Origin of the sequence: Agromyces bracchium (assembly GCF_009709675.1) — a bacterium.
In the GTDB taxonomy this organism is placed as follows: Bacteria; Actinomycetota; Actinomycetes; order Actinomycetales; family Microbacteriaceae; genus Agromyces; species Agromyces bracchium.
The window spans coordinates 15,304-28,383 of sequence record NZ_WMLB01000046.1 but is presented as its reverse complement, the minus strand read 5'-3'; the positions used below and the strand labels follow the sequence as shown (position 1 = coordinate 28,383).

Below are 13,080 nucleotides of genomic sequence, written 5' to 3'. Positions count from 1 at the left end.
TGCCGTAGAGCTGCGACGCCTGCGCGGGCAGGCGCGAGGCGAGGTCGGTGTAGCCGAGGATGATGACGCCGTTCGGCGTGACGGTGCGCTCGCCCGCGACCGAGCCCTCGACGTTGCCGCCCTGGCCCGCGGCCATGTCGACGATCACGCTGCCCGGCTTCATGCTCGCGACGTCGGCCGCCGTGATCAGCCGCGGCGCGGGCCGGCCCGGGATGAGCGCGGTCGTGATGATGATGTCGACGTCGCGGGCCTGCTCGGAGTAGATCTCGGCCGCGCGCTTGTCGTACGCCTCGCTCGTCGCCTTCGCGTACCCGTCGGTCGACTGCTCGACGGCGACCTCGACCTTCAGGTACTCGCCGCCGATCGACTTGACCTGGTCGGCGACCTCGGGTCGCGGGTCGGTCGCGCGCACGATGGCGCCGAGGCTGGATGCCGCGCCGATCGCCGCGAGTCCGGCGACGCCGGCACCGGCGACGAGCACCTTCGCGGGCGGCACCTTGCCCGCGGCCGTGACCTGGCCGGTGAAGAAGCGGCCGAACTCGTGCGCGGCCTCGACGACCGCGCGGTAGCCGGCGATGTTCGCCATCGAGCTGAGCACGTCCATCGACTGCGCGCGCGAGATGCGCGGCACCGCATCGAGCGCCAGCGCCGTCACGCCGCGCGCCGACAGCGTGTCGAGCAGCTCTGGCCGCAGTGCAGGACTGAGCAGACTCACCAGCTTCGTACCCGGCTCGAGCAGGGCGATCTCGGTGTCGCTGGGCGCGTTCACCTTCAGCACGATGTCGCTCCCGAGTGCCTCGGGCGCGGACACGATCGTCGCGCCGACGGCGATATACGCGTCATCGGGGAACGACGACAACCGTCCCGCGCCGGCCTCGACCACGACCTCGTAGCCCAGCCCGATCAACTGCTTCACGGTCGCCGGCGTGGCGGCGACCCGGGTCTCCGAGCCCAACTCAGTGACGACGCCGATACACGTCATTGCTTCTCCTCTTCCCTCGTCAAGGTGGACGATGTGGCCAAGAGCACTGCAGCTCCCTCGCTCCTCGATGATCTGATTGGTGTGAACTCTGCTTGCGTGCGCGCCTGACTCGAAGGCGCCGCGGTGGCAGCGATCGAAAACTCGGAGTAAACCGTGGCCTCCATCTGAGCCCCCTCGCCATCGTCAGTGGCGGAAAGGCAAGAACCTCTCAGGCCATGGTTTTGCGGGATCTAGTGGCTTCTCCTTGTACTCCTCGTAGAACTCGTCGAGGAGCTCTTTACGCCCTACGTACTCATACGCATGGTGGAGGCCACGCAGACGACACATCTCGAGTGTGACCTCTTCGCCCGGCGCCAACACAAGGGTCGACACGCCATCCACCAGGTGCAGTCCGGAGTAGGTGATCGCCCAGCATCGCAGACCGGTCGGCGTCTCTCTCGTAACGAACACCAGCATGCACTTGCCGCGTGTCGGGTCGATTGGTCCCTCAAGTGAGATCTCGTCGGCTTCCTTCGCGATGAACTCGACGATCTCAGGGTTGGCGAGTGTCGGATGCGTCGGGTAGCCCAACTCATAGGCCGAGTAGTTGCGGGTGAGGATGGTGCCGTGCATGTAGCCGACACCGAAGTCCTCGACACACAGGCCTTCCCAATGCCCCAACTGCTTGCCAGGGAACTCGATCATGAAGCCCATATGGTCGGCGAGGACTAGGCGGAGTCGGAAGTCGAACATCTCCTTCGTCACCCCGGGCACGTCCGCGACGAGGCAGGTGTACCCAGCACCATTCGGAAGCAGGCAATAGCCCATCTCCGGCTGTGGCCCACCGGGCAGCAGATACTCCCAGAGGTTCTCCGGCATGACCGCCTTCGACGGATCGATGGTTACTCCCGGCTGGAAGGAAGCGACAATCTCGGGCGCCAGATCTCCGATATCACGCTTGTAGAAGCCGCTGAAGGGCGACAGCTTCTCCTCTTCGGTCAGCTCGCGTAGCTCATCAGCCCTGAATCGCTCGTATCCAACCATTGGATCTCTCCTTCCTCAGCCCAGAGTGGCTTCGGTCAGGTTACAAACGGTCCAGATATCAGACAACAGCCAGACACCTTGCGATACTCATCCAGTTACCTTATGGTCCTTGGGGGGGTGCCTGTGGCGACGCATCAGCGCGCTCGCGACGGACGGCGCCGCCGACAGCCTGTGCAACTTGAGGCGCATTGTTTGCACAGTTGGCGCGTGTCAATCGCTCAGCGGCGCGGGTAAAAACGTTGGGAAGCGATTGTCCGAGACACCTGATGCTGCGTGCGGGACATGCTCTTGCCCCCAGGAGGAACACACCCATGTCCGACGTCGCATCCTTCCGCTGGGGCCTCATCGGCGCCAGCGACATCGCGGAGACCAGAGTGATCCCCGCCATCCGGGCCCTCAGTGAAGAGATTTCTGCTGTGGCCAGCGGGGCTGGGTCCCATGCCGAAGCTTTTGCCGCGCGGAACGCGATCCCGGCAGTGCACACAAGTCTCGAGGAAATGCTCGCCAGGGACAACGTCGATGGCGTTTACGTCTCCAGCGTCAACGAGAGACACCTGGATCAGGTGAAGGCGTCTGCGGCCGCAGGCAAGCATGTGCTGTGCGAGAAGCCGATCGCGGTTTCCGTCGCTGAGGCGCACGCGATGACAGAGTTCTGCCGTGGCCGCGAAGTGATCTTGGCGATCAATCATCATCTTCCCGCGATGGGGACGCATCGCAAGATCCGCGAGCTTGTCGCGAACGGCGCGATCGGCCGTCCCCTCAGCGTGGCGGTCCGCAACACCGGACTACTCCCCGACCGCCTGGCGGGATGGCGTCTCGGCAAAGGGCCGGGCGCTGGCGTTGTTCTGGACATCGCCACCCACGACGCATCCGTGACTGAGAACCTCCTCGGGCTGCGTCCACTCGAAGTTGCCGCCATGACCGTTGCCCACGGGGACCGGCCGTCTGACAGTGCAGACACCTCCGTGGCACTGATCCGCTACGAGAATGACGTCATCGCATCCTTCCATGACAGCTACGCCACTCCGTTCGCCCGCAGCCTCGTTGAACTGCACGGGACCGAAGGAAGCATCCGCGCTCCCGAGATCATGACCCCTGATCCCATCGGCGAGGTCTTCCTGGTCGACGCTCGAGGGGAGCGTCGCATCGACGTCGAAGACCGCGGAAATGCGTATGAGCGCACGATCAGAGCCTTCGTTGCGGCTACGGCCGGCGAGGGTGCGCCGCTCGTGGATGGGGAGATGGCGACCCGAGCACTCGCTGTCGCTGCTGCGATCGGGGAGTCCTCACGATCTGGCGAGCGTGTCCGACTTTGAGGAAGAGCAACTCCGGATCACAAGAGCCGTCCACAAGTCAACTCCACGGGATGTCCGCCAATACGATGGGTTCACGCCGACTCGCGCTCGGGGTGCTGTTCTTCGCACCAGGCGTCGTGATCGCGTCATGGGTCACACGTACTCCAGCGATTCGAGATGCACTGGACGCGTCGACCGCCGAGATGGGTCTCGCGATGTTCGGGCTCGCGATCGGGTCGATGACCGGCATCCTATTCTCCGGGTCACTCGTGGCCCGGTTTGGAACCCGTCCCGTTCTTCTCCTCGGCGCAAGTGGATCGGCCCTCAGCCTGCCAGTGGTCGCCGGCGGTTCGATGTCGGGTGAGCTACTCCTCGTCGCCATCGGACTCAGCATTTGCGGACTGGGATTGGGTTCCGCCGAGGTTGCCATGAACGTCGACGGGGGTGAAGTGGAGCAACTCACACGCCGCTCCTTTCTGCCGCTCATGCATGGTTGCTTCAGCTTGGGCACGGCCGTCGGCGCTGCGATTGGAATGGTGCTGGCCGCGGTGGCGACGCCCGTAGCGTGGCATCTCTTCGGCGCATCGGCTGCTTGCCTGGTCGGGGTGCTCTTGGCCATTGGGGCGATCCCGCGCGGAGTGGGTCAACGATTGACGTCCAGTCCTGAGCAGCCCCGAAGGGTACCCACGATGTCGTCGCTGCTGCGCGACAGACGGATTCAACTGATCGGCGTGATTATCCTAGCGATGGCACTCGCAGAGGGCACAGCGAACGACTGGCTACCCCTCATCATGGTCGACGGGCATGGCTTCGACCCGGCATGGAGTTCGGGCATCTTCGCCATATTCGCCATTTCGATGACCATAGGCCGGTTCGCTGGGAGCACATTGGTCAATCGCCTAGGGCGGCGAGTTGTGCTTGCAGTCAGCGGGATCGCTGCAGGCATAGGGCTGGCAGCCGTCTCGTTCTCCCCCAGTCCCGAGCTAGCAGTGGCAGCCGTCGTTCTGTGGGGTCTCGGCGCCTCCTTGGGCTTTCCAGTCGCATTGTCCGCTGCGGGCGATTCGGGGCCAGACAGCGCGGCCCGCCTCTCCCTTATCGCCACGGTGGGCTACATCGCATTCCTCGTCGGCCCCCCTGTGCTCGGCTACTTCGGCGAGCACCTGGGGCTGCGTGCGGCGCTGCTGATCCCGTTCTCCTTGGTCGCGGTCGCTGTTGCGGTCACGTTCCTGACGCCGTGGGACGCCCGCTCGGAGGAGCGGCTGGACGCAGGCACCGTTCCTGACATAGTCGACGAAGGCGTTGCGGCGCGCCAGTCGCCCGGAACCTGAACTCGGCATTTCGCGGCTCTCTCGGTCACTCGACTGCGGAGCCTGACGACTAGCATGTTGGATTGCCCACAAGTCGCAGGAGCACCCGCAGACTACGCGTCGACATCCGTCATGCCCGCGAGTTCGACCCTGATGCTGCGCGTTCCTACTAGGCGGACATGGTCGAAGAGTCCCCACGTGTCGCCGGAACAGGTCGATGGCGACGTGCGGTGGGTCGACGGCATCGTGCGATCGCTGCTCGACGGAAGACGAGCTCGCGTCCACCCAATCGTGAGCTGTGTCGCCGTCGACTGCGCGCGTCACGGTTGTAAAGCGGGCGACCGGGCTGGCGGACAGAACCAGGGTGGCGAGCCTCGCCGACACATCAGCGCGCCCCGCACGCTAAGAGGATGAGGTCCTCGGTCGCCCGCACGCGCAGCCGGTCGCGCGTGATCTCACGATCTGGCGCGTCTGTGCCAGTGCTACACGGACTCGAGCGCCCGGCCCGATTCGCCGGCCGCGCGGGTTGAGCGTCAGCTCGCCTGAGTGATCGCGCATGCTGTTAGTCCGGGAACGTCGGCGGCGTCCAACCGGAGCACCAAGACCTTCCGCAGTCCCGACTGCTCGGCGTGGCCGATCGGGGACGGCTTCGCTGCCAGAGCGAAGCCGGCTTCGCCAACCAGCATTCATCGGACGACATCTCGATCGAATTGGGCCATGGGTCGATCGGAAATCCCCACGGAAGACTTCGGGAATGAGCGGGCTAGAGCAGGCGCACTTCCTCGGCGCCCTCGACGGCCCCCAGGGCCAGGATCACCTCTCGCATCAGCTCCGCCACTGGTAGCGAGCAGTCCACGGTGACTCCGGCTTCGTCATCACCAAGTTCTTCCAAGGTCGCAAGTTGGCTGCCGAGCAGACTTGCCGGCATGAAGTGATCGGGGCGGGCTGCAATGCGATCGGCAAGGACCCGCTCACCTGCAGAGAGGTGTACGAAGAAGGCGTGCGGAGCCCTTTCCCGGATCAGATCCCGGTACTGTCGCTTCAGCGCTGAACAGGCGACGACAACGCCCGCGGCTCCGTCACGCTGCAACTCTAAACCTACCCGCATCAGCCAAGGGAACCGATCGTCATCGTCGAGGGGCGTCCCCGCTGCCATCTTCGCGACGTTCGACCTCGGGTGAAGACTGTCCGCGTCAACGAACACCAGCGACAGCCCATCGGCCAGCGCTTGACCAACGGTGCTCTTCCCTGCGCCCGAGACTCCCATGACGACGAGCTGCGGCGGTGCCGCGGAGAATTCTACCAACTTGGCCTCCACTCAAAGATCTTGCATCACGCGGATTCCCATGCAGTGAGTACAGCGGGCCGCTGGACGACGATCCTTCGGCAAGGGTCGTCCAGCGGCCCGCGGTCTCAGGCGACTAGAGAGTTCTCAGGCAGCACCTCACTGAGCCTGACCATTGAGCCGCGCTCGGCCGACCGCAAGGCGGCAATGGCAACGGCGAGGGATAGCACACCGTCTTCCCCGGTGACCGCCGGCTCCCCATTACCGCGGACTGCTTCGTTGAACTGCCGCACCGCCTCCGCGTAGTGCTCCTCCTCTGCGCCGATGTGAACCATCTCGAGGTCGAGCCCGCCACGACGGACGTAGATCTCTCCACCGAGCTTGTCCGCAAGCAGGTCACGAGCGAAGATCGTCCCCTCAGATCCCATCACTTCGATCGCTCCAATAGAGCCGGGGGTGCAGAAACTGACCGTGGACGTCGCAATCGTTCCGTTTCGGAAGCGGAGCGTCGTGACCGCATAGTCTTCGAGTTCCCCCTTGAGCAGACCGCTGTGCCCGGTCACGGCCGACACGGACTCGACCTCGTCATCCAGAAGGTAACGAAGCAGGTCTGCGTCGTGCACCCCGATGTCGAGCACAACGCCGCCGCCAGCCTCCACGCTTGTGAGGCGCCACGTCTGCTGCTCTTCACTCAGCCAACCCGTGCTCGTCGCGCGAGCGAGGATTGGGACTCCAATCGCCCCCTCGGCGATGAGGCGGCGGACCGTCTGGATGGTGGTCTTGAGCCGACGGTAGTGATTGGTGCCTAGTACGACGCCGGCTTCGCGGCACGCTTCGACGATATCCAGACCGTCCTGGATGTTGGTCGACAGTGGCTTCTCACACAGCACATGCTTACCGGCAGCCGCCGCGGCGAGCGCCTGCGGCTTGTGCAGCTCGTTGGTCGAACTGACGAACACCACGTCCACAGTGGGATCGGCGAGCAGGTCGTCAAGCGAGCTGTACGCGTTCGGGATGTCGTGCTCGTTGGCGAACTCCTCAGCGCGCTGCTGCGAGGAGCTCAACACAGCGACGACCCTGCTGTCGGAAGCTTTGTTGATCGCACGCACCATGTGCGTGCGGGTCATCCAACCGGTACCGATGATGGCCCAACCGAGAGCACCCGACTCATTCACCGTGTCTGACATTTGTGTTACCGCATACCTTTCTCGAACTAGCTCTCGTGCTCGGAGTCACGATGAGTCGTGACTGAACCTGATCAGGTGCCTCGGCGGCGTCGCTGCAGTTGGTCGAAGAAGACCGCCACGACGAGAACGATGCCGATGACAACTTCCTGCCAGTAGGACTCGATGCCAGCGATCACGAGCCCGTCGTACAGCACGGCCGGGATGAGCACACCGATCACGGTGCCGAGCATCGTCGCGGATCCGCCGAAGAGGCTCGTTCCGCCGATGACGACCGCGGCGATGATGACGAGTGGCGTTTCCGTCTGGCCTCCGATCGCGGTTGTGGAGAACCGCCCAAGGGTCAGGATGCCGATGATGCCGTAGAGCAGGCCCGACAGCGCGTAGATGCGGACCTTGTACGCGTCGACGCCGATACCGCGGCGCTTGAGCATCCGCTCGTCCGATCCGATGCCGAGCACGCGAAGGCCGAACCGGGTCCTCTTGAGGATCACGGCACCGAGGATCGCGATCGCCACAGCGACGAACACCGTCACCGGAATGCCGAGGGGACGCATTCTCACCGCCTCGGTGAGGATCTCGGGAACGTTGGTCTTGTCCTGGCCACCGGTGATCAGCTGGGCGGCGCCGAGCGCGGCGCCCATCATGCCGAGGGTAGCGATCAGCGGCGGTATGTCCAGCCTGGTGATGATGATGCCGTTGATCAGGCCACACACCCCACCGGTGACGAGAGCGATCAGAATGCCCACCAGGACGATCTCCCCGCTCACGTCCCGGCCGCCCACGGCGTCCCAGTAGGTTTGTGCGGTCACGCCGGACAGCACGATCACACTGCCGACGGACAGGTCAATGCCGCCGCTCGCCAGGATGAAGGTCATGGCAACCGCACCGATCAGAATCGGCACGGCTGTCTCGGCGAGCGCCCGCATGTTGATCGCACTCAGGAACGCCTGTGGCTCAATAATCGCGAAGAAGCCGAACAGGACCACCAGCGCGATCACCAGACCGAGGCGCTGCGCCTGCGCTCCAAAGTTGCGCACCGATTTCGTCGACTCGACGATGACCACGGAGGATGTGCTGTCGTTGATCGGGAAGATCTGCGACTTCGCTGACAGTCGAGGCAGCTTACGCGAGACGGGGGCCGTGGTCGCGCTGCCTTCCGCCGACTTCACTGCCGGCTCGGGTACTGGGGTGCTCATACGAACGCTCCTGACATGATGTCCACGATCAGTTCGAGGTCGAAATCCTCGCGGTCGAGGACAGCGACTCGCTGGCCCTGACGCATGATGTGGATGCGATCTGCGATCTCGAGGAGATCGGGGAGGTCATGACTGATGATGACCACGCCGGCTCCCCCATCGCGAACATTGCGAATAAGGTCGTTCACTCGGCGGCGAGCTTCCACGCCGAGAGCGGCCGTCGGCTCGTCGAGGAGCAGAACCTGACCCTCACCCATGGCCGCGCTCACGATTGACACACGCTGCTGCTGGCCGCCGGACATGGTGCCGACCTCGCGGGTCGGCTTGACGATATCGAGCTTGAACTTGGCCATTGCCTCGTTCGTCTCCTGCAGCATCTCGCGCCGGTTCAGAAATCCGAACAGCTTGCCGAATCTTCCGCCTCGGATGATCTCCCGCCCGAGGAACAGGTTCTCGACTGCGCTGAGGTCAGGGGCGAGCCCCAGATCCTGGTACACCACCTCGATGCCAAGTCCGCGGGCCACGGAGGGTGAGTCGATGTCCACCTTGTTGCCGCTCACGAAGATCTCACCTGATGTGGGCTCGTAGACCCCGCAGATGGTCTTGATCAGCGTGGACTTCCCAGCACCGTTATCTCCGACGAGGCCGACGATCTCGCCGGCTCGGACGTCGAAGTCTGCTCCTCGGAGTGCTTCGACGTGGCGGAAGGTCTTCACGATCTTCTTCACCTCGAGCACCGGAGCCGAAGAATCGGGCCGATCGGTCTGGTTCTCAGTGGACATTCGACTCACCTCTCACAATGGTCCTTCTGCCGACTACTCGATTAGCAGCTGGTCTTGTAGAGCGCAGCGGCGACCTCGGGGTCGTCCACGTTGTCCTGCGTGACGACCACCGGCGGGATGCGCAGCGTGACAGGATCGATCTCCTCGTCGTCCAGCGCGGACACTGTGCGCTCGATGAGCGCGTCGACGATCGCCGGTGCGTTCTGCGGCAGGAGGGCCTGGATGTAGCCCTCCTCGAGGAACTCCACCAGCGCAGGGTCGGCATCCGAGGAGATGATCTTGATCTGGCCAGGCTCCGTGGCGTCCTTCACCGAGGGGAGGCCGTTGATGGCGCCGCCGTTATACGTGAACCAGATGCCAGCGAGGTCGGGGTTCGCCGCGAGCGTCGCGTTGATGATCTGGGCGGTCTTCGACGGATCTGCGTTGTCGAACTGGGTCGGCAGAAGCTCCATGTCGGGGTACTCCTCCTCCACCGTCTCGATGAAGCCCTGCGCGCGAGTGTTCGTGGTCAGGTTGCCAGCACCGAAGTCGATGACCAACATCTTGCCCGAGCCGCCAGTGAGCTCCGCCATCTTCTCAGCGGCGAGGACACCAGTCTCGTAGGTGTCGGTGGTGACCTGGCCGTTGGGAATCGACTCGTCGTCGATCACCGCGTTGTAGGTCACGAGCTTCATGTCGTTATCGCGGATCTCCTGCAGCGTCGCGTCCATCGCAGTGGGGTCCGGGACGTCGGTGAGGATCGCCTCCGGCGACTTCGCCTGAGCCTGCTCGAGCGCGGTAGTGAAGCCCTCCACTCCGTAGTCCTCGTTCTTGACGTCGACCATCTGCACATCGAGACCGGCGTCGGGGGCCTTCGCCTGGATGTCGCACGACAGCGTGAAGAAGAACGCGTTCACATCGCGCGACGGGATCACCATCTGCACCGAGTGCAGGTCTCCGCCTCCGCTCGCCTCACCGGCGTCGCTCGAGTTGGCCGCGCAGCCCGCGACGAGCGCCGTTGCAGCGAAAGCGGAGGCGCCAGCAAGCAGTCGCCGCCGCAGCGTCGACTGCTGGGAACGGGTGGTCGCTGTGTTCTTGGTCATGGGGTTCTCCTCTTGGGGATATCACTTCTTCGTGTGGGTAAAGAAGCTCGCTCGGATAAGCGATGCGTACAACTCTGTGAATCGCGTTCGGTGTTTCATGACTCCAGGTCAGAGGCAGACCGCCTCGTCACGGCTCGATGCTATGAGCAATGGCGGATCGGTTCTATTCACGGGCTGTGAAACGTTGATACCCCGGATTGCACACCCTGTTCAACATGTCGAATGTCATTCATCCTGCTGGATGATCGCGTGTACATTGTCGGCAAGGACGACGTTACTACTAGGGGGGCCGATGAAGGCTGCTGTCGATCGACTGAGGGTTGCGGTTGCTGCGCCGCTCAGTGAAGCGAACTGCGCTGTCATAGAGCGCTTGGAGCCGCGTGTCGAGCTGATTCGCGACCAGTCGCTGTATCCGCCAATGCGCCATCCCGCCGACTTCGCCGGGGACCCGTCGTTCCGACGGACCGCTTCGCAGCAGCACCGGTACGAGGAGATGCTGCTGTCGGCTGACGCGCTCTATGGCGTGCCGGACCTCAACCCCGCCGCGCTGAAACGAATCGCAGAGCGGAACACCGGTCTTCGGTGGGTGCACACGATGGCGGCGGGCGGCGGAACGCAGATTAAGGCCGCTGACCTCACCCCTGACCAGCTCCAGCGCATCGCCTTCACGACCTCTGCCGGCGTTCACGGGGCCCCGCTCGCCGAGTTCGCCGTCTTCGGCGTACTGGCGGGTGCGAAGGATCTGCCCCGGTTGATCGCGCAGCAGCGCAACCACGACTGGACCGGTCGATGGGTCATGCGCGAGCTGTCCGACCTCACGGTCCTTGTGGTCGGCCTAGGCGGAATTGGGCAGCAGGTCGCTCGGCGCTTGAACGCGCTCGGCGCCTCGATCATCGGGTGCAATCGCAGCGGACGCCCCGTCGACTTCGTCGATCGAGTCATTCCCGCAGCGAAGATTCGAGAAGTGCTGTACGAGGTCGACGCGATCGTCATCTCCCTGCCCGAAACGGACGCCACCGTAAACCTCATTGGACGCGATGTGCTGTCGGAGGTCAGACTGGGCACGACCTTGGTCAACGTGGGGCGCGGCACGGTGGTAGACGAGCGGGCTCTCCTTGATGCGATTCGGTCCGGCCGCATCGGCTTCGCCGCGCTCGACGTGTTCGCCAACGAGCCACTTGCCGCTGAGAGTCCGTTCTGGGACGAGCCTGGGGTGCTCGTGAGCCCGCATACCGCCGCACTGTCTTCACGAGAAGATCAACTGATCGCGGAACTCTTCGCGGAGAACGCCACGCGGCTGCTGGACAGCCGCCCATTGCTCAACAGGGTGGACACAGTTGACTTCTACTAAGCACGTCGCGTCAAGCGACAAGTCGCCAGCACCGGCTGTCAGCCGTGCAATCAAACTGCTCGATCTTCTCGGCCGGCACGGAGGCACCCCGCTGACGTTGGGGGAGATCGCTGCGAGCATCGACGCCGCCAAGTCATCGACGTTGAACATCTTGCAGGTTCTGGAGGACGGAGGGATGGTTGCTCGCGTCCAGGGGGGCTACAAGCTGGGCAGGCGCAACCTCGAACTCGGCGGAGCCTACCTGTCGGGATTCAGCCAGATGCGAGAGTTCTACAATTTTTGCAGCGTAGCGTCCCTGCTCAGTCATGAAGTGGTGCAAGTTGCGATGCTCGTCGACACCGACGTCGTGTATCTCGCCCGCCATGAGGGTCGCGCCCCGATGCGGTTCATCGCAACCATCGGGAGCCGCTTCCCGGCGGCCCCGACCGCCGTCGGGAATGCTCTGCTGACGACATTGTCTGATGACGAGGTCGCGCGCCGGTTCTCTGGGCCGCAGCACTTCCCCCTCATGACCGAGAACAGTGTGCGTAACCTTCCTGACCTTCTGCGCAAGATCTCCTCGGCCCGGGAACGGGGCTATGCCATCGATGACAACGAAGTACACCCAGGCATATACGGCGTTGCTCGTGTGCTGCCGCCCTGGTCGAGCGGCGACCAACCACTCGCCATCGGCACCTCCCTGGCCGCGGCGTCCGCCACCCCGGCGTACGTGAGTCAGATCGTCGACGAGCTCGGCGCCGCAGTATCTCACCTGAGCAACCCTCTATTCCACAGTGTGGCGTCTCCGCCCACCGACTTTAAACACCCGGAGGTACCTCCACATGTCGGCATTTAGCCTCCGAGGCCGAACCGCGCTGATCACCGGCTCAAGCCGCGGTATTGGCTACGCTCTCGCGCAGGGTCTGCTGGAAGCGGGCGCCCGCGTCGTCGTTCATGGCCGCAGCACGGCGACCGCTCAGCGTGCGGCAGCTCAGCTCAGCGACAAGACCGGGGGAGTGACGTGGGCGACAGCATTCGAGGTCACCGACACGGCCGCCGTCGAACAAGGCATCCACGAGATCGCGGCGCACTGGGGAACTCCCGACATCCTGGTGAACAACGCAGGGATCCAGCGTCGCAGTCCGTTCCTCGATTTCCCCGACGCAGACTGGGACGACCTGATTGCAACCAACCTGACGAGCGCTTTTCTGGTCGGCAAGCACGTTGCGCGCGGAATGGCCAAGCGCGGCAGCGGCAAGATCATCAACATCGCGTCGGTGCAGAGCCGGCTCGCGCGTCCCGGGATCGCGGCGTACGGCGCTACTAAGGGCGGGATCGCGATGCTGACCCAGGGAATGTGTGCAGACCTCGCAGGTTTCGGCATTCAGGCCAATGCACTTGCGCCCGGCTACTTTGCCACGGAACTGACCGCGGCGCTCGTCGCCGATGAACAGTTCACGCAATGGGTCGAAGGGCGCACACCGGCGGGCCGGTGGGGTCGAGTGGAAGACCTTGTCGGGGCACTTGTGTTCCTGTCGTCGTCAGCGTCGGACTTCGTGAACGGCCAAGTTCTGTACGTCGACGGTGGCATGACCGCGGTGGTATGACCTC

Annotated in this window: 12 protein-coding genes; 5 read left to right on the top strand and 7 right to left on the bottom strand. The window is 64.0% G+C overall.

Annotated features, from left to right (window positions below):
* Positions 1 to 982: Re/Si-specific NAD(P)(+) transhydrogenase subunit alpha (locus tag GJ743_RS18785; RefSeq protein ID WP_155053436.1), on the bottom strand; the 982-nt coding region annotated here is incomplete at its 3' end.
* 183 nt (positions 983 to 1,165) lie between these two features.
* Positions 1,166 to 2,005 (bottom strand): DAPG hydrolase family protein, encoded by an 840-nt coding sequence (locus tag GJ743_RS18780; protein WP_155053435.1) that lies wholly within the window; start codon positions 2,003 to 2,005, stop codon positions 1,166 to 1,168.
* A gap of 311 nt (positions 2,006 to 2,316) precedes the next feature.
* Between GJ743_RS18780 and GJ743_RS18775 the strand changes: the two genes are divergently transcribed.
* Both GJ743_RS18775 and GJ743_RS18770 read left to right on the top strand, forming a co-directional pair.
* Positions 2,317 to 3,321 (top strand): Gfo/Idh/MocA family protein, encoded by a 1,005-nt coding sequence (locus GJ743_RS18775; RefSeq protein ID WP_196217067.1) that lies wholly within the window; start codon positions 2,317 to 2,319, stop codon positions 3,319 to 3,321.
* 50 nt (positions 3,322 to 3,371) lie between these two features.
* The gene (locus GJ743_RS18770) at positions 3,372 to 4,628 is read left to right on the top strand and encodes an MFS transporter (protein ID WP_155053433.1); all 1,257 of its coding nucleotides are present in this window, start codon (positions 3,372 to 3,374) and stop codon (positions 4,626 to 4,628) included.
* Positions 4,629 to 5,370: 742 nt separating this feature from the next.
* Here the strand turns inward: GJ743_RS18770 and GJ743_RS18765 are convergent.
* From GJ743_RS18765 to GJ743_RS18745, 5 genes are all read right to left on the bottom strand, one after another.
* A complete protein-coding gene (locus GJ743_RS18765; RefSeq protein ID WP_328289352.1) occupies positions 5,371 to 5,925 on the bottom strand; it encodes a gluconokinase in 555 nt (184 codons plus the stop codon).
* A gap of 95 nt (positions 5,926 to 6,020) precedes the next feature.
* The gene (locus GJ743_RS18760; RefSeq protein ID WP_155053432.1) at positions 6,021 to 7,079 is read right to left on the bottom strand and encodes a Gfo/Idh/MocA family protein; all 1,059 of its coding nucleotides are present in this window, start codon (positions 7,077 to 7,079) and stop codon (positions 6,021 to 6,023) included.
* A gap of 71 nt (positions 7,080 to 7,150) precedes the next feature.
* The gene (locus tag GJ743_RS18755; protein WP_155053431.1) at positions 7,151 to 8,275 is read right to left on the bottom strand and encodes an ABC transporter permease; all 1,125 of its coding nucleotides are present in this window, start codon (positions 8,273 to 8,275) and stop codon (positions 7,151 to 7,153) included.
* Positions 8,272 to 9,057, bottom strand: a complete 786-nt coding sequence (locus GJ743_RS18750; protein ID WP_155053430.1) for an ATP-binding cassette domain-containing protein — start codon at positions 9,055 to 9,057, stop codon at positions 8,272 to 8,274. Before GJ743_RS18750 ends, GJ743_RS18755 begins: the two co-directional genes overlap by 4 nt.
* Before the next feature lie 41 nt (positions 9,058 to 9,098).
* Positions 9,099 to 9,974 (bottom strand): substrate-binding domain-containing protein, encoded by an 876-nt coding sequence (locus GJ743_RS18745; protein ID WP_230386928.1) that lies wholly within the window; start codon positions 9,972 to 9,974, stop codon positions 9,099 to 9,101.
* Positions 9,975 to 10,431: 457 nt separating this feature from the next.
* On the opposite strand from GJ743_RS18745, the gene GJ743_RS18740 reads away from it, so the two are divergent.
* From GJ743_RS18740 to GJ743_RS18730, 3 genes are read left to right on the top strand one after another with little or no spacing between them, the layout of a single operon-like run.
* A complete protein-coding gene (locus tag GJ743_RS18740) occupies positions 10,432 to 11,490 on the top strand; it encodes a D-2-hydroxyacid dehydrogenase (RefSeq protein WP_155053428.1) in 1,059 nt (352 codons plus the stop codon).
* The gene (locus GJ743_RS18735) at positions 11,477 to 12,325 is read left to right on the top strand and encodes an IclR family transcriptional regulator (RefSeq protein WP_155053427.1); all 849 of its coding nucleotides are present in this window, start codon (positions 11,477 to 11,479) and stop codon (positions 12,323 to 12,325) included. The genes GJ743_RS18740 and GJ743_RS18735 overlap by 14 nt, the downstream gene beginning before the upstream one ends.
* Entirely contained in the window at positions 12,312 to 13,076 is a 765-nt protein-coding gene (locus GJ743_RS18730; RefSeq protein WP_155053426.1) for an SDR family oxidoreductase, read from the top strand. Before GJ743_RS18735 ends, GJ743_RS18730 begins: the two co-directional genes overlap by 14 nt.
* Positions 13,077 to 13,080 lie beyond the last annotated feature (4 nt).

Bases quoted from the DNA above. Each gene is read 5' to 3' on its own strand.
- GJ743_RS18775 (WP_196217067.1), top strand. From the start codon at position 2,317: ATGTCCGACGTCGCATCCTTCCGCTGGGGCCTCATCGGCGCCAGCGAC.
- GJ743_RS18755 (WP_155053431.1), bottom strand. From the start codon at position 8,275: ATGAGCACCCCAGTACCCGAGCCGGCAGTGAAGTCGGCGGAAGGCAGC.
- GJ743_RS18740 (WP_155053428.1), top strand. From the start codon at position 10,432: ATGAAGGCTGCTGTCGATCGACTGAGGGTTGCGGTTGCTGCGCCGCTC.
- GJ743_RS18730 (WP_155053426.1), top strand. From the start codon at position 12,312: ATGTCGGCATTTAGCCTCCGAGGCCGAACCGCGCTGATCACCGGCTCA.
- GJ743_RS18760 (WP_155053432.1), bottom strand. From the start codon at position 7,079: ATGTCAGACACGGTGAATGAGTCGGGTGCTCTCGGTTGGGCCATCATC.
- GJ743_RS18770 (WP_155053433.1), top strand. From the start codon at position 3,372: ATGTCCGCCAATACGATGGGTTCACGCCGACTCGCGCTCGGGGTGCTG.
- GJ743_RS18750 (WP_155053430.1), bottom strand. From the start codon at position 9,057: ATGTCCACTGAGAACCAGACCGATCGGCCCGATTCTTCGGCTCCGGTG.
- GJ743_RS18745 (WP_230386928.1), bottom strand. From the start codon at position 9,974: ATGGTGATCCCGTCGCGCGATGTGAACGCGTTCTTCTTCACGCTGTCG.
- GJ743_RS18780 (WP_155053435.1), bottom strand. From the start codon at position 2,005: ATGGTTGGATACGAGCGATTCAGGGCTGATGAGCTACGCGAGCTGACC.